The sequence below is a fragment of the Nonomuraea sp. NBC_00507 genome (genome assembly GCF_036013525.1).
GTDB lineage: Bacteria > Actinomycetota > Actinomycetes > Streptosporangiales > Streptosporangiaceae > Nonomuraea.
Window position 1 is genome coordinate 5,739,591 of sequence record NZ_CP107853.1, and the last position, 22,287, is coordinate 5,761,877.

The window sequence follows — 22,287 nt, forward strand, 5'->3', positions numbered from 1 at the left end:
GCGTTCCTCAGTGCGCGACCGCGGCGGCGCCGTGCTCGTCGACGAGCGCCCCGGTGACGAATCGGTCAAGGGAGAAGGGAGCGTTGAGGGGGTGCGGCTCGTCGTTGGCCACGGTGTGGGCGAAACACCAGCCCACGCCCGGTGTCGCCTTGAAGCCGCCGGTGCCCCAGCCACAGTTGAGGTAGAGGCCCTCGACCGGGGTCAGGCCCATGATCGGCGAGGCGTCCGGTGAGACGTCCACCACGCCGCCCCAGGTACGCAGCACGTGCGCCCGGGCGAAGACGGGGAACAGCTCCAGGGCCGCGGCCATCTGCTGTTCGATGATGTGGAAGGCGCCGCGCTGGCGGTAGGAGTTGGCCGCGTCGATGCCCGCCCCCATGACCAGCTCGCCCTTGTGCGCCTGGCTGACGTACACGTGCACGGCGTTGGACATGACGACGGTGGGGTGCACGGGCTCCAGCAGCTCGGAGACCAGCGCCTGGAGGGGGTGGCTCTGCAGCGGCAGGTCGATCCCCGCCGTGGCGGCCACGACCGAGGTGTGACCGGCGGCGCACAGCGCCACCCGGCCCGCCGCGATCGTGCCGCGGGTGGTCTCCACGCCGGTCACCCGGCCCTCGCGCACCTGCAGCCCGGTGACCTCGCAGTGCTCGATGAACTCGACGCCGAGCGCCGCGGCCGCCCTGGCCAGGCCCCAGGCGACGTGGTCGTGCTTGGCGATCCCGGCCCTGGGCTGGAAGGTGCCGCCGAGCACCGGGTAGCGGACGTCGGGGGAGACGTTGACGATCGGGCAGACCTCCTTGACCTGCTGGGGGTCCAGCCATTCCGCGTCCACGCCGTTGAGCCTGTTGGCCTCGACCCGCCGTACGCTGTCGCGCACATCCTGGAGGCTGTGCGCGAGGTTGAGCACGCCGCGCTGGCTGAACAGCAACGGGTAGTCCAGCTCCTCCTCCAGCCCCTCCCAGAGCTTCAGCGCGTGCTCGTAGATGCCGGCGCTCTCGTCCCACAGGTAGTTGGAGCGGATGATGGTGGTGTTGCGGGCCATGTTGCCGCCGGCGAGCCAGCCGCGCTCCAGCACGGCGACGTTCGTGATGCCGTGGTTCTTGGCCAGGTAGTAGGCGGTGGCCAGGCCGTGCCCGCCGGCTCCGACGATCACCACGTCGTAGGACGCCTTGGGCTCGGCCGCGCTCCACAGCCGGTCGGGGTGCTCGGGCAGATCGGCGCCCGGAGTGCGGGGGCTCATCGGACCTGCCCGTAGAGCGGGTGCTTGCCGGCCAGGGTCTCGACCCTGCCGCGCAGGAAGGCCAGGTCGGCGTCCGGCGTGAGTGCGGTCGCGATGATGTCGCTCACCTCGCTGAAGTCGTCGGGACCGAACCCGCGCGTGGCCAGCGCCGGCGTGCCGATCCGCAGGCCGGAGGTGACCATCGGCGGGCGCGGGTCGAACGGCACCGCGTTCCTGTTCACCGTGATCCCGGCGGTGTGCAGCCGGTCCTCGGCCTGCTTTCCGTCCAGCTCCGAGTCGCGCAGGTCGACCAGGACGAGGTGCACGTCGGTGCCGCCGGTCAGCACCTTCACCCCGGCCGCGGCGGCGTCGGGCCCGAGCAGCCGGTCGGCGAGGATCCCGGCGCCCTCCAGCGTGCGCCACTGGCGGTCCCGGAACCCGTCCCCGGCAGCGATCTTGAACGCGACCGCCTTGGCGGCGATGACGTGCTCCAGCGGTCCGCCCTGCTGGCCGGGGAAGACCGACGAGTTGATCTTCTTGATGAGGTCGTCCGTCGTCAGGATCACGCCGCCGCGCGGGCCGCCGAGGGTCTTGTGCGTGGTGGTGGTGACGATGTGGGCGTGCGGCACGGGGGAGGGGTGCAGGCCCGCGGCCACCAGGCCGGCGAAGTGCGCCATGTCCACCAGCAGGTACGCGCCCACCTCGTCGGCGATCCGCCGGAACGCCGCGAAGTCCAGCTGGCGGGGGTACGCCGACCAGCCGGCGATGATCAGCTTGGGCCGGTGCTCGCGGGCCAGCCGCTCGACCTCCTCCATGTCCACCAGGTGGTCGCTCTGGCGCACGTGGTAGGCGACCACGTTGTACAGGCGGCCGGAGAAGTTGATCCGCATGCCGTGCGTGAGATGGCCGCCGTGGGCCAGGTCGAGCCCGAGGATGGTGTCGCCGGGTTCGAGCAGCGCGGCCATGGCCGCGGCGTTGGCCTGGGCGCCGGAGTGGGGCTGCACGTTGGCCGCCTCGGCGCCGAAGAGCGCCTTCACCCGGTCGATGGCGATCTGCTCGATCACGTCCACGTGCTCGCACCCGCCGTAGTACCGCCGGCCCGGGTAGCCCTCGGCGTACTTGTTGGTGAGCACCGAGCCCTGCGCCGCCATGACGGCGACGGGCGCGAAGTTCTCCGAGGCGATCATCTCCAGCGTCGAGCGCTGGCGGGCCAGCTCGTCGCCGATGGCCGCGTGGACCTCGGGGTCCACGACGTCCAGCGGGGTGTCGATCATGTGCGTCCTTTCCTAACCGCGCAGCCGCTGCATCGTGGGGTCGAAAAGCGGTTCCTCGGCGACGACGGCGCGTACGTACCGGTCGAAGTAGCCGATGGTCACCTCCTGGCCGGGGGCGGCCAGGTCGGCGGGCAGCCAGGCGTAGGCGATGCCGCTGCCGATCGTGTATCCGTAGGCGGCGCTGGTGACGTAGCCGGCCGGGCCGCCGTCGCGGTCGTAGACGGGCTCCTTGCCCATGACGACCTCGTCGGTGAGCAGGCAGGTGAGCCGGCGGCGCACCGACTCCTTGCGCTCCAGCAGCGCCGCCCGGCCGACGAAGTCACCCTTGTCCAGCTTGACGGCGAAGCCGAGCCCGGCCTCGTACGGGTCGTGCTCGAAGGTCATGTCCGTGCCGAAGGAGCGGTAGCCCTTCTCCAGGCGCAGGCTCGTGAACGCGCCGCGGCCGCCGGCGATGACGCCGTGCCGCTGCCCGGCCTCCCAGAGCGTGTCCCAGAGCTTGAGTCCCATGTCGGCGGTGGTGTAGATCTCCCAGCCCAGCTCGCCGACGTACGACAGGCGCAGCATGGTGACCGGGACGTTGCCGATGTAGCCGCGGGCGCCGCGGAAGTAGCGCAGCGCGGTCAGGTCGATGCCGGTCAGCGGCTGGACGAGGTCGCGGGCACGCGGGCCCCACACGCCCACGCAGCAGGTGCCCGCGGTGATGTCCCGGATGTGGACCGCGCGCGGTCGCCGCCGGTCCAGCCAGTCGAGGTCGAGGTTGCCGTTGGCGCCCACCTGGAACAGCTCGGGCCCGAGGCGCGCGACCGTGACGTCGCTGCGGATGCCGCCGTCGGTGTCCAGGAGCAGGCAGTACGTCACGGAGCCGACGGACTTGTCGATGTCGCCGGTCACGAGGGACTGCAGGAAGCCGACCGCGCCGGGGCCGCTGATCTCCAGGCGCTTGAGCGCGGTCATGTCGTACATCGCGACGGACTCCCGGGTGGCCTGCGCCTCCGCGCCCACGATGGGCGACCAGTACTGCGCGGCCCAGTCGCCGGGCGCCGGGATGTCGCGGCCCTGCAGCAGCGGGGCGTTGGCGCCGTACCACTGCGGCCGCTCCCAGCCGGAGGCCTCCAGGAAGATCGCGCCGAGCTCCTGCTGGCGGGCGTGGAACGGACTGGTCCGCATCGGGCGCGGGCTTTCCATGGGCTGCAGCGGATGAATGATGTCGTAGACCTCGACGTAGTTCTGGCAGCCGCGCTCCCGCACGTAATCAGGGGCGATCTGGTGCTGCTCGAACCGGTTGACGTCGCATTCGTGCAGGTCGAAGGAGGAGCAGTGGCCGTCGACCAGCCACTCGGCCATGGCCTTGCCGACGCCGGCGGAGTGGGTGACCCAGACGGCCTCCGCCACCCAGAAGCCCTCCACGTCCCGCGACTGGCCCATCAGCGGCATGTGGTCGGTCGTGAACGAGAACAGGCCGTTGATGCCCTCCTCCACCTTGGCCGACCGCGTCCCGGGGAGCAGGCTCTGGGTCTCGGTCCAGGCGTCGGCGAAGTCGTCGGGCGTGAAGGTCAGCACGGAAGGCATGACCTCGGCCGCGTCCACCGAGAGGATGTCGTCGGGGCTGACCGGCATGGGCCGGTGGCCGTAGTAGCCGATGCCCAGCGTGTCGTACCGCTCCCGGTAGTACAGGTCGGCGTCCTGGTGGCGCAGGATGGGCCGGGTCGCCTCCTCGCTCTGCCCGGCCAGGTCGGGGACCTGTCCCGTCCAGGCCAGCTGGTGGGCCAGCGGCGTGAGCGGCAGCTCCATCCCGGCCATCCTGGCCACGCGCGGCCCCCAGATGCCGGCGCAGCAGACCACCACGTCGGCGGGGATCTCGCCGTGGTCGGTGACCACCGCGCTGACCCGGCCGCCCTCGGCCCTGATGTCCAGCACCTCGTGCCTGGCCAGGACCTGCACGCCGCGCTCCATCGCCCTGGTGAGCTGCGCCTGGACCGCCTTGACCGCCTTGGCCAGGCCGTCGGTGGGGATGAACAGGCCGCCGAGCACCTTGCCGGGGTCCAGGAGCGAGTGCTTGGCCACGCACTCGGCGGGGGAGAGCAGCTGGGCCTCCAGGCCCCACGCGGCCGCCCAGCCGTGGCGGCGGTGCAGCTCGGCGAGGCGCTCGGGGGTGGTGGCCACCTCGAGGCCGCCCACCTGGAGAAAGCTGTCCAGTTCGACGAACTTCTCCACGGTGTAGCGGGCCATCTCGGTCATGGTCTTGGACCCGTTGGTCTGGAACACCAGACCGGGCGCGTGCGAGGAGGAGCCGCCGGTGGCGGGCACGTCTCCCTGGTCGACCACCGTGACGTCGGTCCAGCCGCGGGCCGACAGCTCGTCGGCGAGTGCCGCGCCGACCACGCCGGCCCCGATGACAACGACTCTCGGGCCCGTCATAGCCACCTCCGTTGTTGCGGAATATGCAACCCAAAGCGCTTTCCGCAACAAGCGTCGCTCGCCGGATTGCGGGTGTCAAGGGGCGATCTGTCTAATTTCAGGCGGTGTCGCTGGACATGCGAACCCGGCCCGACCGCGAAGCGCGATCGGGCCGGGTCCGGCCGTGCCGTCAGCTCTTGGGGAGCCAGGCCTTGACCTTGTCCGCGTTGTCGGCCACCCACTTGGCGGCCGCCTCCTCGGCGGTCATCTTGTCCTCGGTGATGTACTTCGCCACGAGGTTCTGGTCGTCGTTGCCCCAGGTGAAGTTCTTGACCAGCTCGTAGGCAGGGCTGCCGGAGTCGGCGAACTTCTTGCTCACGATCTTGTCGAGCTCGTACGGCGGGTAGTCACAGGCCACCCTGGCGGCGTCGGCGTCGCAGCCGGCCGTGTAGGCGGGCAGGTTGACCTTGACCAGCTTGAGCTCCGACAGGAACCACTGCGGCTCATAGAAGTAACCGATGAGCGGCGTCTGCTGCTTCTGCGACTGGCGGAAGGCCGTGATCAACGCGGTCTCGCTGCCCGCGTAGACGACCTTGAAGTCCAGCTTGAGGTTCTTGACCAGGGCCTCGTCGTTGGTGACGAAGGAGGGGTCACCGTCGAGGAGCTGGCCCTTGCCGCCGGACTCGGAGGTCTTGAACAGGGAGGCGTACTTGTTGAGGTTCTTCCAGTCGGTGATGTCCGGGTACTTCTCGGCCATCCACGGCGCCACGTACCAGCCGATGACGCCCTTGTTGCCCGTCGGCCCCGCGGAGACGGCGGTCTTCTGCTCGTCGATGTACTTCTTCTTCAGGTCGTCGTGGCCCCAGTTCTCCACGACCGCGTCGACCTCGCCGGTGCCGAAGCCCTGCCAGGCCACCTCCTCCTTGAGGTCCTTCTTCACGACCTTGCAGCCGAGGTTCTTCTCGGCCACATAGCCGATCACGGCGGCGTTGGCCTCGTACCCCACCCATGGGTTGATCGCGAGGCTCAGGGTCCCGCACGCCTTGGCGCTGCCGCTGCCGGCGGCGGGCGCGGCCGTCTCGCCGACCTTCGCACCCGCGCAGGCGTTCACCAGGAGGCCCATGCCGGCTACGAGCACGAGTGCCCTGATTCTTCTGCTTCTCGAATTCGTCACCTAGGTCCTCCTAGTGGTTCCCGGGCCGAGAGGGCCCGTCATCTGGCTATTGGTGCGGTTGCCCCCCGTGAGCGGCCGCGTCGGCGCGCTGCGTGGCAGCGCGCATGACACGGTCGAGCACGATGCCGAGCACGACGATCGCGAGCCCGGCGGCCAGCCCCTTCCCCCGGAGCTGGTGCTGCGAGAACCCGGCCACGACGTCGTAGCCGAGCGCTCCCGCTCCCACGAGGCCGCCCACGACGACCATCGAGAGCACGTAGATGAGTCCCTGGCTCGCCGCGAGTGTCACGCCGCTGCGGGCCATCGGGAGCTGGACCTTGGAGATGAGCTGCCAGGCGTTCGCCCCCACCGAGGTGGCCGCCTCGACCGTGGTGGGGGAGACCCGCCTGATGCCCTCGGCGACCAGCTTGATCGCGACCGGCGCCGCGAAGACCACGGCGGCGATGATCGCGGTGAACCGCGTCGGGCCGAACAGGCCGAGGATCGGCACCAGATAGACGAAGGCGGGCATGGTCTGCCCGGCGTCGAGCACGGGGCGCAGCACGGTGTCGGCCCGGTCGCTGCGGCCCATCCACACGCCCACCACCACGCCGAGCATCATGACGAGGATCGTGGCGACCAGGGTGGAGGCCAGCGTGACCATGCTGTCCTGCCAGAGCCCGAGCAGGACCAGCAGCGCCAGGCCGACCGCGGTCGCCAGGGCCGCGCGCGCGTTGCCCACCAGCAGCGCCACGGCCACGGCCACGGCGAACACCAGCCACCACGGAGACCCTGTCAGCAGCGACTCGAACGGGTTGAGCAGCCCGTTGGTGAGCAGGTTCTTGATCGCGTTGGTGAAGCCGACCAGGCTGTCCTGCACCCAGACGCTCGCCGCGTCGGCGGCGCGGCGCACGATGGGGCCGAGGTTGGCCTGCGCGGGGAACTCCGCCGCCCACACGTAGGTGTACGACAGATAGCCGAGCACCGCCGTGACGCCGAGCACGCCCGCCACCTGCAGCCGCCGCCGTCCGGGAGTGAGCAGCCGGCCGGCCCTGCGCTCGGCCTCGACCCGGCGGCTGGCCGCCGAGGTCACCCGGTCCAGCACCACCGCCATGATGACGATGGCCAGGCCCGCGTTGAACGCGGTGCCCACGTCCAGGGTCTGCAGCGCCTTCAACACCGTCTTGCCCAGGCCCGGCGCGTCGATGAGGGCCGCGATGGTGGCCATGGACAGGGCGGCCATGATGGTCTGGTTCACCCCGACGATGATCGTCTGCTTGGCCATCGGCAGCCGCACGTGCCGCAGCGACTGAGCGGTGGTGGCGCCCAGCGAGGCGCCGGCTTCGAGGGTGTCCGGCGAGACCTGGCGGATGCCGTGCGCGGTGATGCGGATGGCCGGCGGGATCGCGTAGATCATCGTGGCGACCGTCGCGCTGGCCGGCCCGATGAGGAAGAAGAGCGTGAGCGGCGCCAGGTAGACGAACGTCGGCATCGTCTGCATGAAGTCCAGCACCGGGGTGACCAGCCGGTGGAAGCGGTCGCTCATCCCCGCCAGCACCCCGAGCGGGATGCCCACGGCCAGCGACAGCACCACCGCGGTGAGCGTGAGGGCGAGCGTGTCCATGCTCTCCTGCCACAGCCCGAGCAGCCCGAAGGAGATCAGGCCCGCCGCCGCGAGCAGCGCCGCCTTCCTGTTGGCATACAGGTACGTGACCGCGGTCGCCACGGCCGTCACGCCCAGCCAGCCCAGCACGGGGACCGGGCGGCCGAAGGACGGCTGGCTGATCAGCGCCTGGACGAACGTCACGGCCTCGTCGAGGAAGAGCCGGATGTAGTTGATGAAGTAGAGGAAGAACGGGTTGGTGTTCCTGCTGTCGTCGATGGCGTCCATGCCCTCGCTGAACGAGGTGTGCAGCGGCGTCAGCTCGGCCCCGCCGAGTGCCAGCGTGTCGCGCCCGTTCAGCAGCGCCCACCCCAGCACCCAGACCGCCAGCACCGCCACGATCAGGAGCCTGCGGCCGCGCAGCCGCGTGGCCACCGCCGTGACCGCGGCCGTCACCGGAGCCATCAGGACTGCCCTCCCGCGATGACCTCGAGGATCTCGGCGCTGGTGACCACGCCCAGCAGGGCGCCGTCCCTGGTCACGCGGACCGGCCGGTCGGCCGACATCACGCTGTGCACCGCGTCCCGGATGACCACGTCGGGGCCCAGCTCGGGGCCGTCCAGGGGCTCGCCGGGCAGCGGGTCGCGCATGATCCAGCGCAGCGTCAGCACGTGGGAGCGCGCCACGTCGCTGACGAAGTCCCGTACGTAGTCGTCGGCCGGCGCGCCCACGACCTCGTCGGGCGTGCCCATCTGGACCAGCTCGCCGTCGCGCATGATGAGGATGCGGTCGCCCAGCTTGAGCGCCTCGCTCAAGTCGTGGGTGATGAAGATCATGGTCTTGCCGACCTCGTGGTGCAGGCGGATGACCTCGTTCTGCATCTCGCGCCTGATCAGCGGGTCGAGCGCGGAGAACGGCTCGTCGAACAGCAGGACCTCGGGATCGGCGGCCAGCGCGCGGGCCAGGCCGACGCGCTGCTGCATGCCTCCGGAGAGCTGGTCGGGATAGGAGTTCTCGAAGCCGGTCAGGCCGACCAGCCCGACGACCTCGCGGGCCCTGACGTAGCGGTCCTGCTTGGGCACGCCGCGGATCTCCAGCCCGAAGACGACGTTGTCCAGCACGCACCGGTGCGGCAGCAGCCCGAAGTGCTGGAAGACCATGGCCATGCGGTGCCTGCGCAGCTCCCGCAGCCGTTTCTCGTCGGCCTTGCGGACGTCGTCGCCGTCGAGCAGGATCTCGCCGGCCGTGGGCTCGATCAGCCTGGTGAGGCAGCGGACCAAGGTGGACTTGCCCGAGCCGGACAGGCCCATGACCACGAACACCTCGCCCCGGCGTACCGAGAAGGACACGTCGCGGACGGCGGCGACGCAGCCGGTCTGTTCCTTCAGTTCCGTGCGGCTGAGCGTGCTGCCGACGACGCGGTCGGCCTTGGGCCCGAACACCTTCCAGAGCCCCCTCACCTCGAGGATGGGGGGTGTCTCGGTGCCGAGCGGCGTGCGTTCGGTCAGTGACGGTACGGTCATGACCACCTCTTGGTCGTCAGGCGTCAGTTCGCTGGGAACCACCGCTGGGGGCGTGGGCGGATGTTCTGCCAGACATGCTTGATCTCGCGGTACTCGTCGAGACCGGTGGGCCCGAGCTCACGGCCGATGCCTGACTGCTTGAAGCCACCCCACTCGGCCTGCGGCACGTAGGGGTGGTAGTCGTTGATCCACACCGTGCCGTGCCGCAGCCGGCCCGCGACCCGCTGCGCCTTGCCGGCGTCCTGGGTCCAGACGGCGCCGGCCAGGCCGTACTCGGTGTCGTTGGCGAGGCGCACGGCCTCGTCCTCGGTGGTGAAGCGCTCCACGGTCAGCACGGGGCCGAAGGACTCCTCGCGCACCACGCGCATGCCCTGCTTGCACTCGTCGAGCACGGTGGGGCGGTAGAAGAAGCCGAGGCCCTCCCCGCGGCGGCCGCCGCAGCGCAGGACCGCGCCTTCGGCCAGGCCCGCCGCCACGTACTCCTCGACCTTGGCGAGGTGCGCGGCGGAGATCAGCGGGCCGGTGTGCGCGTCCGGGTCGAAGGGGCCGCCCAGGCGGATCAGCTCCGCGCGCCGGACGACCTCGTCCACGAAGGCGTCGTGCAGGGAGTCCTCCACGAGGAGGCGGGCGCCGGCCGAGCAGACCTGGCCCGAGTGCAGGAACACCGCGGTGAGCGCGAAGTCGATCGCGGTCTCGACGTCGGCGTCGGCGAAGACGATGTTGGGGTTCTTGCCGCCCAGTTCGAGCGCCACGCGTTTGACGGTGGGTGCGGCGGCCGCCATGATCCGGCGTCCCGTGGCCACGCCGCCGGTGAACGACACCAGGTCCACGGCCGGGTGCTCGGCCAGCGGCGCGCCCGCCTCGGGGCCCGCGCCGAGCACCAGGTTGGCGACGCCCGCAGGCAGGCCCGCCTCCTCCAGCGCACGCATCAGCAGGATCGAGGTGCTGGGTGTGAGCTCGCTGGGCTTCAGCACGAAGGTGTTGCCGGCGGCGAGCGCGGGGGCGACCTTCCACGTCGCCTGCAGCAGCGGATAGTTCCACGGCGTGATCAGGGCGCAGACGCCGACGGGTTCGTGGACGATGCGGCTGATGGCGTCGTCCCGGCCGGTGTCGATCACCCGCCCGGCGTCGGTGCCCGCCACCCCGGCGAAGTACCGCAGGGAGGCGATGGAGTCGTCGACGTCGTACTCGCTCTCCACGAGCCGTTTGCCGGTGTCGCCTGACTCGGCCTTCGCGAAGCTGTCGCGGTCGCGTTCCAGCAGGTCAGCTACCCTGTTCAGGAGTGCGCCCCGCTCGCGGGCGGGAGTCTGCGGCCAGGGGCCCGCGTCGAAGGCGTGCCGGGCGGCCTCGATCGCCCGCCCGGTGTCGGCCGCCGTGGCCTCCGCCACCGTGGCCACCAGACCACCGTCGGCGGGCGAGTGGATGTGCCGCAGGCCACCGGCGATCGGCCTCGTCCACGTTCCACCGATGTAGAGGTCGGTCATCGGGCACATCCCTGATCGTTGCGCATGGCGCAAGCTTGTGCTTAATGGGGAACAGGATTGACCGGCTGCTGGGGGTTCGTCAAGGCCTTGAGGGAATCACTGACCGAAACTATGTGTTGTGATGGGTTTTGCCCGGCGTTGGATCACATTTCACCTCTTGACGGACGTGCTGCTCTGCGTTCACGCTGTTGCGTATAACTAACTCATTTGCGTAATACGCAACACAAGGAGGAGCGATGGCTCCTGGGCGCGAGTTCATCCTCACCGTCTCCTGCGCCGACAAGCCGGGCATCGTCTACGCCGTGAGCAGCTTCCTCATCCAGCACGGCGGGAACATGCTGCAGAGCAAGCAGTTCAACGACCGCAAGGGCGGCGGCTTCTTCATGCGCGTGCACTTCACCTCCCAGGACGCCCTGGAGGAGCTGCGCGAGGGGTTCGCCTACGTCGCGGCGTCCTGCCAGATGACCTGGCAGCTCAAGGACGCGGCCACCCCGACCCGTACGCTGATCATGGTGTCGAAGTTCGGTCACTGCATGAACGACCTGCTCTTCCGCCGCCAGGTCGGCGGCCTGAACATCGAGATCCCCGCGGTGGTCTCCAACCACCCGGACCTCGAGCCGCTGGCCGCCTCCTACGGCGTGCCCTTCCACCACGTCCCGGTGACGTCGGAGGGCAGGGCGGAGGCGGAGGCCAGGGTGCTGGAGCTGGTCGCCGAGTACGACGCGGACCTGGTGGTGCTCGCCCGCTACATGCAGATCCTGTCGGACGACCTGTGCAAGCGGCTGGAGGGGCGGGCGATCAACATCCACCACTCCTTCCTGCCGGGGTTCAAGGGCGCCAAGCCGTACCACCAGGCGCACGAGCGCGGCGTGAAGCTCATCGGGGCGACCGCGCACTACGTGACGGCGGACCTGGACGAGGGGCCGATCATCGAGCAGGACGTCGCCAGGGTGGACCACGAGCTGGACCCCGACGACCTGGTCGCCGTCGGCCGGGACGTCGAGGCCCAGGTGCTCGCCAGGGCGGTGAAGTGGCACAGCGAGCAGCGGGTGCTGCTCAACGGCGACCGCACGGTCGTCTTCCGCTGACATCGCCGGAGACGTGAGGCGGTGGGGATCCCCCACCGCCTCTGTCGTCGTCTAGGAGCGGTGCCGGTAGAACTCGGCCGGCTCCGGCGGCAGCGGGGTGTTGCCGAGGATCAGGTCGGCCGCCTTCTCCGCCAGCATCATGACCGGCGCGTAGATGTTGCCGTTCGTGACGTACGGCATGGCCGAGGCGTCCACCACCCGCAGCCCGTCCACGCCGTGCACGCGCATGCTCTCGGGGTCGAGCACGGACATCTCGTCCACGCCCATCCGGGCCGTGCAGGAGGGGTGCAGCGCCGTCTCGCCGTCCTTGGCCACCCAGTCCAGGATCTCCTCGTCGGTCTCGACAGAGGGCCCGGGGGACAGCTCGCCGGTGCTGTACGCGGCCAGCGCGGGCTGACCGAGGATGCTCCTGGCCACCCTGACGGCCTCCACCCACTCGCGCCGGTCCTGGTCGGTGGACAGGTAGTTGAACCGCAGGGCGGGATGCCGCCGCGGGTCGCCGCTCTTGATCTTCACGGAGCCGCGGGCGTCGGAGTACATGGGGCCGACGTGCACCTGGTAGCCGTGTCCGCCCGAGGGCGCGGAGCCGTCGTAGCGCACCGCGATCGGCAGGAAGTGGAACATGAGGTTCGGGTAGTCGACGTCGGCGTTGCTGCGCACGAAGCCGCCGGCCTCGAAGTGGTTGGTCGCGCCCGGCCCCTTGCGCAGGAACAGCCACTGGGCGCCGATCCAGGGGTGGCGCCACTTCTGCAGGTTCGGCTGCATCGAGACGGGCTCGCCGCACCCGTGCTGGATGTAGACCTCCAGATGGTCCTGCAGGTTCTCGCCCACTCCCGGCAGGTGGTGCACAACGTCGACGCCGAGGGCGCGCAGCTCGTCGGCGTTGCCGACCCCGGACAGCTGGAGGAGTTGCGGCGAGTTGATCGCGCCGCCGCACAGGATGACCTCTCCCGCGCGCACCGTCCCGCCGTCGTACTCGACGCCGACGGCCCGCTTGCCCTCGAAGAGGATGCGCGTCACGAACGCCCGCGTCTTCACGGTGAGGTTCGGCCTCTTCATGACCGGGTGCAGGTACGCCCTGGCCGCGCTGAGCCTGCGGCCCCGCCGGATGTTGCGGTCGAAGCGGGCGAAGCCCTCCTGACGGTAGCCGTTGACGTCGTCGGTGAGCGGGTAGCCGGCCTGCTGCACGGCCTCGAAGAAGGCCGGGTAGAGCGGCGTGCTCGCCGGCCCCCGCTCCAGCGCCAGCGGGCCCTCGTGACCGCGCCAGGGGGTGCCGGGGTCGGCCAGGCAGTTCTCCATGCGCTTGAAGTAGGGCAGGCAGTGCGCGTAGTCCCAGGTCTTCATCCCGGGATCGGCGCCCCAGCGCTCGTAGTCGAGCGGGTTGCCGCGCTGGAAGATCATGCCATTGATGCTGCTCGAACCGCCCAGCACCTTCCCGCGCGCGTGGTAGATCCGTCGGCCCCGCATGTGCGGCTCAGGCTCGGACTCGTACCGCCAGTCGTAGAAGCGGTTGCCGATCGGGAAGGGGAGCGCCGCCGGCATGTGAATGAAGACGTCCCAGGGGTAGTCCGGCCGGCCCGCCTCCAGCACCAGCACGCGGGTGGCAGGGTCCGCGGAGAGCCGGTTGGCCAGGGCGCAGCCGGCCGAGCCGCCTCCGACGATGACGAAGTCGTACTGCTGTGACGTCATGGTGCCTCGTCTCTCGCGCATTTCCGCGAATCGTAGCGTCATGTGCATTTCGTTGCACTACTCGCAACAGGAGATCTTTTCCGCACTTCAGCTCGCGTGAGTTCCTCACAGCACTTACAGTTTCGCTATGAGCAACGACTCGGGTAGTGGGGGCGTGCAGTCGGTCGATCGGGCGATCAGCGTGCTCGAGATCCTCTCCCGCCGGGGCGAGGCCGGCGTCAGTGAGGTCGCCGCCGAGATCGACGTGCACAAGTCGACCGCGTTCCGGCTGCTCGGCGCCCTGGAAGCGCGCGGACTGGTCGAGCAGGCCGAGGACCGGGGCAAATACCGTCTCGGTTTCGGCATCATCCGCCTGGCCGGCGGCGTCAACACGCAGATGGACCTCGGCCGGCGCAGCCATCCCGTCTGCCAGCGGCTGGCCGAGGAGATCGGTGAGACCGTGAACATCGCCGTCCTCCGCTCCTCCTACGCGGTCAACCTGGACCAGGTGCGCGGGCCGTCCGCCGTCACCGCCTACAACTGGGTCGGCCAGCTCACCCCCCTCCACGCGACCTCCAGCGGCAAGGTGCTCCTGGCTCACCTGGAGGACAGGCAGCGGGCGAAGCTGCTGTCCGAGGGGCCGCTGGAGGCCCTGACCGGCCGGACCATCACCGACGTGGCCGAGCTGGAGAAGCAGCTCGCCGAGATCAGGAAGACGGGCTACGCCTACTGTCTGGAGGAGCTGGAGGACGGGCTCAACACCATTGCCGCGCCCATCCGCTCCTACCACGGGGACGTCGTGGCCGCGGTCAGCGCCTCCGGCCCCGCTTACCGCTTCCCCGCCGAGCGCATGCACGAGCTCGCCTCCGTCCTCATCACAGGGGCCGATGAGATCAGCGGGCGGCTCGGCTACGCGGGCTAGACCGCGCCAGCCGCACCACCACGCTCTTCGACGTCGGGGTGTTGGACGTCTCGGCCACCGAGTCCAGCGGCACCAGCACGTTGGTCTCGGGGAAGTAGGCCGCGCAGCAGCCGCGCGCCGTCGGATAGGCGATCACCCTGAAGCCCTTCGCCTTGCGCTCGCCGTCCGGCCACTCGCTGATCAGGTCCACCACGTCGCCGTCGGCCAGGTCGCGCTCCGCCAGGTCGTCGGGGTGCACGAAGAGCACGCGGCGGCCCGCCTTGACCCCGCGGTAGCGGTCGTCCAGGCCGTAGATCGTGGTGTTGTACTGGTCGTGGCTGCGGACCGTCTGCAGCAGCAGCCGTCCCGGCGGCACCCGCAGCACCTCCAGCCGGTTGACGGTGAAGTTCGCCCTGCCGGTCGCGGTGGGGAAGCGGCGTTCGTCCCTGGGGGCGTTGGGCAGCGCGAAGCCGGCCTCGGCCCGCGCGTTGAAGTCCGCGAACCCGGGGATCACCCGGGCGATGCGGTCCCTGACCGCGCCGTAGTCGCGCTCGAACTCGGCCCACGGCACGTGCGGGTCGTCGCCGAACAGCTCGCGGGCCAGCCCGCACACGATGGCCGTCTCCGACAGCAGGCCGGGCGCGGCGGGCCCGAGCCTGCCCCTCGAGGCGTGGACCAGGCCCATCGAGTCCTCCACCGTCACGTATCCCGCGGCATCGCGCTCGGTGCGGCCCAGCGCGGGCAGGATGAGCGCCCGCTCGCCGCACACGGCGTGCGAGCGGTTGAGCTTGGTGGACACCTGCACGGTCAGCCGGGTACGGCGCAGCGCCGCCTCGGTGACCTCGCTGTCGGGCGTCGCCCTGACGAAGTTGCCGCCCATCCCGAAGAACACCTTGACCGCGCCGTCGCGCATCGCGCGGATGGCCTCCACGGTGTCCAGCCCGTGCCGGCGCGGCGGGGCGAAGCCGAACTCCGCCTCCAGCGCGTCCAGGAAGTCCGCAGGCGGCTTCTCGTAGATCCCCATGGTGCGGTCGCCCTGCACGTTGGAGTGGCCGCGCACCGGGCAGACGCCCGCCCCCGGCCGGCCGACGTTGCCGCGCAGCAGCAGGAAGTTGACCACCTCCCTGATCGTCGCCACGGAGTTGCGGTGCTGGGTCAGGCCCATGGCCCAGCACACGACGACCGAACGCGCGCCGCGGACCTCCCCGGCGGTCTCCTCCAGCTCGGCCCTGGACAGCCCGGTCGCCTCCAGCACCTCCGCCCAGTCGAGGGCGGCCAGGTGCCGCTCCCACTCCGCGAAGCCGTGCGTGTGCTCCTCGATGAACTCCCTGTCGGCCGAGTCGAGCAGGAGCAGCGACAGCGCCTGGAAGAGCGCCATGTCGCCGTTGAGGCGGATCTGCAGGAAGCGGTCGGCGAGCGCGGTGCCCGAGGCTAGCCCCGAGGGCCGTTGCGGGTTCTTGAACCGCAGCAGCCCGGCCTCCGGCAGCGGGTTGACCGCGATGATCCGCGCCCCGCCGCGCTTGGCCCGCTCCAGGGCGCTCAGCATGCGCGGGTGGTTGGTGCCGGGGTTCTGCCCCACGACGAAGATCAGCTCGGCGCGGTGCAGATCCTCCAGCGTGACGGTGCCCTTGCCGATGCCCAGCGTCTCGGTGAGCGCCGAGCCGCTGGACTCGTGGCACATGTTGGAGCAGTCGGGCAGGTTGTTGGTGCCGAAGCGGCGCACGAGAAGCTGGTAGGCGAAGGCCGCCTCGTTGGAGGTGCGGCCGGAGGTGTAGAACACGGCCTCGTCAGGGCCTTCGAGGGCACGTAGCTCCTCGGCGACGATCCGGAACGCCTCCGCCCAGCCGATGGGCCGGTAGCGGTCCGAGCCCGCGTCCTTGTACAGGGGCTCGGTGAGCCTGCCCTGCTGCCCCAGCCAGTAGTCGCTCATCGTCGCCAGCTCGCCGACCGGGTGGTCGGCGAAGAAGCCGGCGCTCAGCCGCCGCGTCGTGGCCTCCTCGGCGACCGCCTTGGCGCCGTTCTCACAGAACTCCGCCGGGCTGCGGTGCTCGCCTTCCGGCCAGGCGCAGCCCGGGCAGTCGAATCCGCTCTTCTGGTTGACCCGCAGCAGGGTGAGGACGGTGCGGCGGGCGCCCATCTGCTCGTACGCCATCCGCATGGCGTGTCCCACCGCGGGCAGCCCGCCCGCCCAGTCCTTGGGCGGGCCGACCCGGAGTCCCTCGTCCTCGTCCGCCATCGCTCAGCCGATCCGTTCCTGAACCCACTCATGGAAGGCGCCGATGTGGTGCTCACTCGGTACCAGCACGCCGCCCTTGGCGTAGGTGCGCGAGCTCATACGCGGCTGGGTGCGCTCGCACGCCTCGAAGTCCTGCTCGTTGACGCGGTGGAAGAGCTCGACCGACTTGTCCAGGTCCTTGCCGCTCGCCACCACGCCGGGCAGGTAGAGCCAGTCGCACTCGACCACCGTGCGGTCGACGGCCATAGGGAACATCCGGTGCACGATCACGTGGTCGGGCACCAGGTTCACGAAGACCTGCGGTTTGATGGTGATCGCGTAGTAGCGCCTGTCCTGGTCGTCGTTCACCCCGGGGATGCGGTCGAGCCCGGCGGACCCGTCGATGGTGAAGCCCTTGATCTCCTCGCCGAACTCTGCGCCGTGGCCGACGAAGTATTGCGCCGCGTAGCCGTCGGCGAACTCGGGCAGCACCTCGGTCAGCTCAGGGTGGATGGTCGCGCAGTGGTAGCACTCCATGAAGTTCTCGATGATGAGCTTCCAGTTGGCCTGGACGTCGTACACGATGCGCCGCCCGACCTCGAGGTTCGGCACGTCGTAGTTGTCGATCAGCTCCAGCGCTCCGAGTCGCTCGGTGACCGCGCCCAGCACGTCGGCCTCGAAGGAGGGCGGATCGTCGGCCAGGCAGACCCACACGTAGCCGAGCCACTCGCGCACGTGCACCTTGACCAGGCCATACTCGACCCGGTCCAGGTCGGCCATCTTGGTCAGGTTGGGTGCGGCGATGAGCTTGCCGTCCAGGTCGTACGTCCACGCGTGGTAGGGGCACTGGAACGCCCGCTTGACCTCGCCGGACTCCTCGGTGCGGATGGTGGCGCCGCGATGGCGGCAGACGTTGTAGAACGCGCGCACCGACCCGTTCCTCGCCCTGGTGACGAGGATGCTCTCGGTGCCGACCTGCACGGTCTTGAAGGCTCCCGGCTTGCCCAGATCGGACGAGCGCACCACGCAGAACCACATCGACTCGAAGATGTTCTTCTGCTCAAGGGCGAAGATCTCGGGGTCGACGTAGTAGCGGCCGGGGAGGGTGGGGATCACGCTTGACGTGGTCACGTGAGTACTCCTGTGGGGTGGGCCGGGTCAGTGTCCTCGGCGGATCCAGTCCTCGAGCTGCGGAGCCTCGGCTCCGATGGTGGTGTCGTCACCGTGCCCGGTGTGCACCACCGTCTCACCGGGCAGGGTGAGGAGCGTCGTGCTGATCGACTTGATGATCGTCGGAAAGTCGCTGTACGACCTGCCGGTGGCGCCGGGGCCGCCGTGGAAGAGGGTGTCCCCGGAGAACAGCACCCCCAGCTCGGGCACGTAGAGGCAGACCGCGCCGGGGGCGTGCCCCGGAGTGTGCAGCACGTGCACGGCCGAGCCGCCGACGCGCAGGATCTGCCCGCCCGCCAGCGCCCGGTCCGGCGTGGCCGCAGGGTGCGTCAGCTTCCACAGCACCTCGTCGTCGGGGTGCAGCAGGACGGGCGCGCCGGTACGGGCGGCCAGGTCGGGTGCGGCGTTCACGTGGTCGTCGTGCGCGTGCGTGCACACGATCCCCGCGACCCGGCGGTCGCCGATCGCCTCGGCGACGGCGGCGGCGTCGTGGGCGGGGTCGATCACCAGCACCTGGTCGCCGTCGCCCAGCAGCCAGACGTTGTTGTCGACCTCCCAGGTGCCCCCGTCCAGGCTGAACGTGCCCGAGGTGACCAGATGCTCGACGCGCATTAGAGCACCACCACCGAGCGCAGCACGTCGCCGTGGTGCATCTTGGCGAAGGCCTCCTCGACGCCGTCCAGGCCGATGGTCTCGGTGACGAAGGCGTCCAGGTCGAAGCGGCCCTGCAGGTAGAGGGAGATCAGCAGGGGGAAGTCGCGGCTGGGCAGGCAGTCGCCATACCAGCTGGACTTGAGCGCCCCGCCGCGGCCGAACACGTCCAGGAGCGGCAGCTCAAGGGTCATTTCCGGAGTGGGCACGCCCACGAGCACCGCGGTGCCCGCCAGGTCGCGCGCGTAGAACGCCTGCTTGAACGTCTCGGGCCGGCCCACGGCGTCGATCACCACGTCGGCGCCGTTCCCGCCGGTGAGCTCCCTGATCGCCTCGACCGGGTCGGCCTCCTTGGCGTTCACCGTGTGCGTGGCGCCGAAGCCGCGCGCCCACTCCAGCTTCCTGCCGTCCACGTCCACCGCGATGATCGTGGTGGCGCCGACCAGCCGCGCTCCGGCGATCGCCGCGTTGCCGACGCCGCCGCAGCCGATGACCGCGACCGAGTCGCCGCGGCTGACCGCGCCGGTGTTGACCGCCGCGCCGAGCCCCGCCATCACACCGCAGCCGAGCAGGCCGGCCGCCGCGGGGGAGGCGGCCGGATCGACCTTGGTGCACTGGCCCGCGGCCACCAGCGTCTTCTCGGCGAACGCGCCGATGCCGAGCGCCGGGCTCAGCGGGGTGCCGTCGGCCAGCGTCATCTTCTGCGTGGCGTTGTGCGTGTTGAAGCAGTATTGCGGCCGCCCGCGCAGGCACGACCGGCACGACCCGCACACCGCGCGCCAGTTGAGGATGACGAAGTCGCCGGGCGCGACGTCGGTGACGCCGTCGCCGACGGACTCCACCACGCCGGACGCCTCGTGGCCGAGCAGGAACGGGAAGTCGTCGCTGATGCCGCCCTCACGGTAGTGCAGGTCCGTGTGGCAGACGCCGCAGGCGAGCACCTTCACCAGCGCTTCGCCGGGGCCAGGGTCGGGGACGAGGATCGTCTCCAGGCCGACCGGCTTGCCCTTGCCCGTCGCGACCACGCCGCGTACTTCATGAGCCATTGATTCACTCCTGTTTCAGACCGCGGTCTCCAACTGGCGGCGCCAGCGGGAGAAGAGGCGGACCTGGTTGACACCCAGCACGGCCACCGGCCGCTCACCCTGCCGGTAGACGGCGAGGAAGCTGTGATCGGCCGGGTCGCCCTCCTCCACCACGACCGTGTCGGCGTGGCGGGCGTGCCCGACGAACTGGATCTTCACATCGAACTGGTCGGACCAGATGTAGGCCGGCCGTGGCCGCGCGGGCCGGGCGGCGCCGCCCGACAGCAGCGTCTCCGCCGCCACCGCGGCCCGCAGGCGCGCGCCGGTCCAGTGCTCGCACCGCTCGTGCCTGCCGAGCGCCGGATCGAACCAGGCCGCGCAGTCGCCGACCGCGACGATGCCCGGCATCAGGGTGCCGCCACCCGCGTCGCAGATCACTCCGTCGCCCAGTCGCAGGCCGCTGTTCTCGAGCCAGGCGATGTTGGGCACCGCGCCGATCCCGACGACGACCACGTCCGCGGGCAGCAGGGTGCCGTCGGCCAGTCGTACCCCGTCGACCCGGGTCACGCCCGTCAGCGCCGTCACCCTCGCGCCGCGCAGCAGCCGGACGCCGCGCCGCTCGTGGAGAGCGGCGATGGCCTCGGCCATCTGGACTCCGACCACGCCGGCCAGCGGGATCTTCCCCGCCTCCACGAGCGTGACCTCCAGGCCCAGGGCACAGGCCGTCGCGGCGACCTCGGTGCCGATGAAACCGCCGCCGATGACGACGACCCGCTTCGCGCTCGCCAGGTCGTGGCGCAGCGCGCGGGCGTCGTCCAACGTCCGCAGGGTGTGCACCCCCGCCAGGCTCTCCGTGCCGGGAAGCCGGCGGGCCGAGGCTCCGGTGGCGATGACGATGCCGTCCGCCTCGACGTGCGTGCCGTCGCTCAGCGTGACGCGACGGGCGGCGGCGTCCAGGCCGGTGGCGGCCACACCGAGCCGCCACTCGGCCGCCAGCTCCTCGCCGTCGGCTTCCAGGGCCAGGTCCGACTCGTCCAGGACGCCTTTGAGGAAGTCCTTGGACAGAGGGGGACGGTCGTAGGGGCGGTGGAGCTCCTCGCCGACGAGGACCAGGCGGCCGTCGTAGCCCTGGGCGCGCAGCGCGCGGGCGGTCAGCAGCCCGGCGAGCGAGGCGCCGACGACGCAGACGCTTCTCACGCCTGCCCCTTCAAGGCGACGCCGGGAGGCAGGTTGGGCGGCGCGTCGGACGGCACGACGTAGACGACGTCGTCCTCGACCACCACGCGGTGTGTGCGGACGGGGCGCTTGGCAGGCGGCGCGTCGACCTTGCCGGTCCTGAGGTCGAAGCGTGAGGCGTGCAGGGGGCACTCGATCTCGCAGCCCTCCAGCCAGCCGTCGGCCAGCGAGGCGTCCTGGTGGGTGCAGGTGTCGTCGATGGCGTAGATCTCGCCGTCCTCGGTGTGGAACACCGCGATGGGCGGATCGGCCTCGACCCGCAAGGCCTCACCTCGCGGCAGTGACGCCAGAGGGCACGCTGGAATCATCGAGTCACACCCCGGTTTCGCAAAGAGAAACGTCAAGCGCTATACGCAACAGCGTGAGGGTGCGGAATTCAGATGTCAAGCCTGATTTGTAGTGCTTCGTGGTGGTGCCGGTAGGTACGTCACGCCTCCCCATCGTCTACCCGACGAGGAGTGGTCTGCGCCAGAGGGCCGCTCGCGGCCTTTCGCCACCGGGACCGACCGGCAGACGTGGTGAGGGGCGGAAGTGCAACAAAGGCACCTCCGCCCCTCCGGCCCCTGGGAGTCAGGACCGGTGTGGCGAGGTGTGCCATCGGCACCTCGCCGGCACCGCCGACACTAACCCCGGCCACGCCCACCGGTCTGCGGAGAACTACTCAGAACGGGCCGCCCACGCGGTGAGAATCGCGGCCTCCTTCTCCGGCGCGATCCCATGCGTGCTGTTGTTGCCGAAATTGCGGCGCTTCTCGGGGATCTCCCGCAACCATTCCCACGTGTCGCGTACGGTCTCCGCGACGGGACGGATGCGCAGCCCGGCCGCCTGCGCCTTGGTCGTGGGGACGTTCCAGAACGTCTCGAGCTCCGCAGACGGCGGGCCGCCCCACAGCGGCAGCTCCACGAACGTCCCCGCGCCCTGCTCGGCCAGGAAGGCGCTGTCCACCCACACGAGCTCCGCGTCGGACCCGGTCGCCTCCTTGCACGACTCCAGCCACTCCCCGAACGTGGTCTGGCCGACCGGACCCGTCACCAGGAACCGGCCGGCCGTGCCGCGCTCGGCCTGGTCGAGCGTGAAGATCCCCAGGTCGCGCGCGTCGACGAACTGCATCGGCGCGTCCGGCTCGCCCGGCGCCAGCACCTGCCCGCCCTGCGCGATCCTGGTCAGCCACCACGGCAGCCTGGCCACGTCCTCGCGCGGACCCAGGATGATCCCGGGCTGGACGATCAGCACGGTGCCGTCGAACCCCTGCTCGACCGCTCGCTCACAGCCTGCCTTCAGCACGCCGTAGTTGCCGTCGTCGGGCCCCGCGTCGGGCTCGCACGGCCAGATCTCCGCGTCGTCCGCCGCCGGCTTGCCGGGGAAACCGGCGAGCGCGGAGATGGTGGAGACGAACGCGTACGCGCCCGCATGCCCGGACAGCGCCCGCGCCGACGCCCCCACCACCCGCGGCACGTAACCGGACGTGTCCACCACGAAGTCCCATGAACGCCCGTCGACCAGCCGCTCGAGGTCGCCCGGTGTCTCACGGTCGCCGCGCACCACTTCTGCCCCGGGCACGTCCACGCCGCTGCGCCCTCTGTTGAATGTCGTGACCTCGTGCCCCCGGGCCAGCGCCTCCTCCACGATGGCGCGGCCCAGGAACCCAGAACCACCGATGACAAGAACCCTCATAAGGGT

Annotated in this window: 17 protein-coding genes; 2 read left to right on the forward strand and 15 right to left on the reverse strand. The window is 70.5% G+C overall.

The window, feature by feature from the left end; translation table 11 throughout:
- Positions 1 to 7: 7 nt before the first annotated feature.
- The 7 genes from OHA25_RS27895 to OHA25_RS27925 all read right to left on the reverse strand — a co-directional run bounded on the left by OHA25_RS27895 (position 8) and on the right by OHA25_RS27925 (position 10,653).
- Positions 8 to 1,240, reverse strand: coding sequence for a sarcosine oxidase subunit beta family protein (locus OHA25_RS27895; protein WP_327590415.1), 1,233 nt, complete (start codon positions 1,238 to 1,240; stop codon positions 8 to 10).
- Positions 1,237 to 2,493, reverse strand: a complete 1,257-nt coding sequence (gene glyA / locus OHA25_RS27900; protein ID WP_327590416.1) for a serine hydroxymethyltransferase — start codon at positions 2,491 to 2,493, stop codon at positions 1,237 to 1,239. Before glyA ends, OHA25_RS27895 begins: the two co-directional genes overlap by 4 nt.
- Positions 2,494 to 2,505: 12 nt before the next feature.
- Complete coding sequence (locus OHA25_RS27905; protein ID WP_327590417.1) at positions 2,506 to 4,911, reverse strand: GcvT family protein; 2,406 nt, start codon at positions 4,909 to 4,911, stop codon at positions 2,506 to 2,508.
- A gap of 169 nt (positions 4,912 to 5,080) precedes the next feature.
- Complete coding sequence (locus tag OHA25_RS27910; protein WP_327590418.1) at positions 5,081 to 6,064, reverse strand: ABC transporter substrate-binding protein; 984 nt, start codon at positions 6,062 to 6,064, stop codon at positions 5,081 to 5,083.
- Positions 6,065 to 6,110: 46 nt separating this feature from the next.
- Complete coding sequence (locus tag OHA25_RS27915) at positions 6,111 to 8,111, reverse strand: ABC transporter permease subunit (RefSeq protein WP_327590419.1); 2,001 nt, start codon at positions 8,109 to 8,111, stop codon at positions 6,111 to 6,113.
- The gene (locus OHA25_RS27920) at positions 8,111 to 9,169 is read right to left on the reverse strand and encodes a quaternary amine ABC transporter ATP-binding protein (protein ID WP_327590420.1); all 1,059 of its coding nucleotides are present in this window, start codon (positions 9,167 to 9,169) and stop codon (positions 8,111 to 8,113) included. Before OHA25_RS27920 ends, OHA25_RS27915 begins: the two co-directional genes overlap by 1 nt.
- A 23-nt stretch (positions 9,170 to 9,192) precedes the next feature.
- Positions 9,193 to 10,653: an aldehyde dehydrogenase family protein gene (locus OHA25_RS27925; protein WP_327590421.1), complete on the reverse strand. Its 1,461-nt coding sequence runs from the start codon at positions 10,651 to 10,653 to the stop codon at positions 9,193 to 9,195.
- A 236-nt stretch (positions 10,654 to 10,889) separates the two neighbouring features.
- Between OHA25_RS27925 and purU the strand changes: the two genes are divergently transcribed.
- Positions 10,890 to 11,741: a formyltetrahydrofolate deformylase gene (gene purU, locus OHA25_RS27930; RefSeq protein WP_327590422.1), complete on the forward strand. Its 852-nt coding sequence runs from the start codon at positions 10,890 to 10,892 to the stop codon at positions 11,739 to 11,741.
- 51 nt (positions 11,742 to 11,792) lie between these two features.
- Here the strand turns inward: purU and betA are convergent, their stop codons facing one another.
- On the reverse strand, positions 11,793 to 13,451 hold the full coding sequence (gene betA / locus OHA25_RS27935; protein ID WP_327590423.1) for a choline dehydrogenase: 1,659 nt from the start codon (positions 13,449 to 13,451) through the stop codon (positions 11,793 to 11,795).
- 106 nt (positions 13,452 to 13,557) lie between these two features.
- Here betA and OHA25_RS27940 point away from each other — a divergent pair, with 106 nt between their 5' ends.
- Positions 13,558 to 14,331: an IclR family transcriptional regulator gene (locus OHA25_RS27940; protein ID WP_327590424.1), complete on the forward strand. Its 774-nt coding sequence runs from the start codon at positions 13,558 to 13,560 to the stop codon at positions 14,329 to 14,331.
- Here OHA25_RS27940 and OHA25_RS27945 read toward each other — a convergent pair.
- The 7 genes from OHA25_RS27945 to OHA25_RS27975 all read right to left on the reverse strand — a co-directional run bounded on the left by OHA25_RS27945 (position 14,303) and on the right by OHA25_RS27975 (position 22,281).
- Positions 14,303 to 16,546 carry an FdhF/YdeP family oxidoreductase gene (locus OHA25_RS27945; protein WP_327590425.1) on the reverse strand — a complete coding sequence of 748 codons (2,244 nt, stop codon included), beginning with the start codon at positions 16,544 to 16,546 and terminating at the stop codon, positions 14,303 to 14,305. The genes OHA25_RS27940 and OHA25_RS27945 overlap by 29 nt on opposite strands.
- Before the next feature lie 3 nt (positions 16,547 to 16,549).
- Positions 16,550 to 17,656 (reverse strand): aromatic ring-hydroxylating oxygenase subunit alpha, encoded by a 1,107-nt coding sequence (locus OHA25_RS27950; RefSeq protein WP_327590426.1) that lies wholly within the window; start codon positions 17,654 to 17,656, stop codon positions 16,550 to 16,552.
- A gap of 27 nt (positions 17,657 to 17,683) precedes the next feature.
- Positions 17,684 to 18,307 carry an MBL fold metallo-hydrolase gene (locus tag OHA25_RS27955; RefSeq protein WP_327590427.1) on the reverse strand — a complete coding sequence of 208 codons (624 nt, stop codon included), beginning with the start codon at positions 18,305 to 18,307 and terminating at the stop codon, positions 17,684 to 17,686.
- Complete coding sequence (locus OHA25_RS27960) at positions 18,307 to 19,392, reverse strand: S-(hydroxymethyl)mycothiol dehydrogenase (RefSeq protein WP_327590428.1); 1,086 nt, start codon at positions 19,390 to 19,392, stop codon at positions 18,307 to 18,309. The genes OHA25_RS27955 and OHA25_RS27960 overlap by 1 nt, the downstream gene beginning before the upstream one ends.
- 15 nt (positions 19,393 to 19,407) lie before the next feature.
- A complete protein-coding gene (locus tag OHA25_RS27965) occupies positions 19,408 to 20,568 on the reverse strand; it encodes an NAD(P)/FAD-dependent oxidoreductase (protein WP_327590429.1) in 1,161 nt (386 codons plus the stop codon).
- Positions 20,565 to 20,915 (reverse strand): bifunctional 3-phenylpropionate/cinnamic acid dioxygenase ferredoxin subunit, encoded by a 351-nt coding sequence (locus OHA25_RS27970; RefSeq protein WP_305922355.1) that lies wholly within the window; start codon positions 20,913 to 20,915, stop codon positions 20,565 to 20,567. Before OHA25_RS27970 ends, OHA25_RS27965 begins: the two co-directional genes overlap by 4 nt.
- Positions 20,916 to 21,264: 349 nt before the next feature.
- Positions 21,265 to 22,281 carry an NAD-dependent epimerase/dehydratase family protein gene (locus tag OHA25_RS27975; protein WP_327590430.1) on the reverse strand — a complete coding sequence of 339 codons (1,017 nt, stop codon included), beginning with the start codon at positions 22,279 to 22,281 and terminating at the stop codon, positions 21,265 to 21,267.
- Between the last annotated feature and the right edge of the window lie 6 nt (positions 22,282 to 22,287).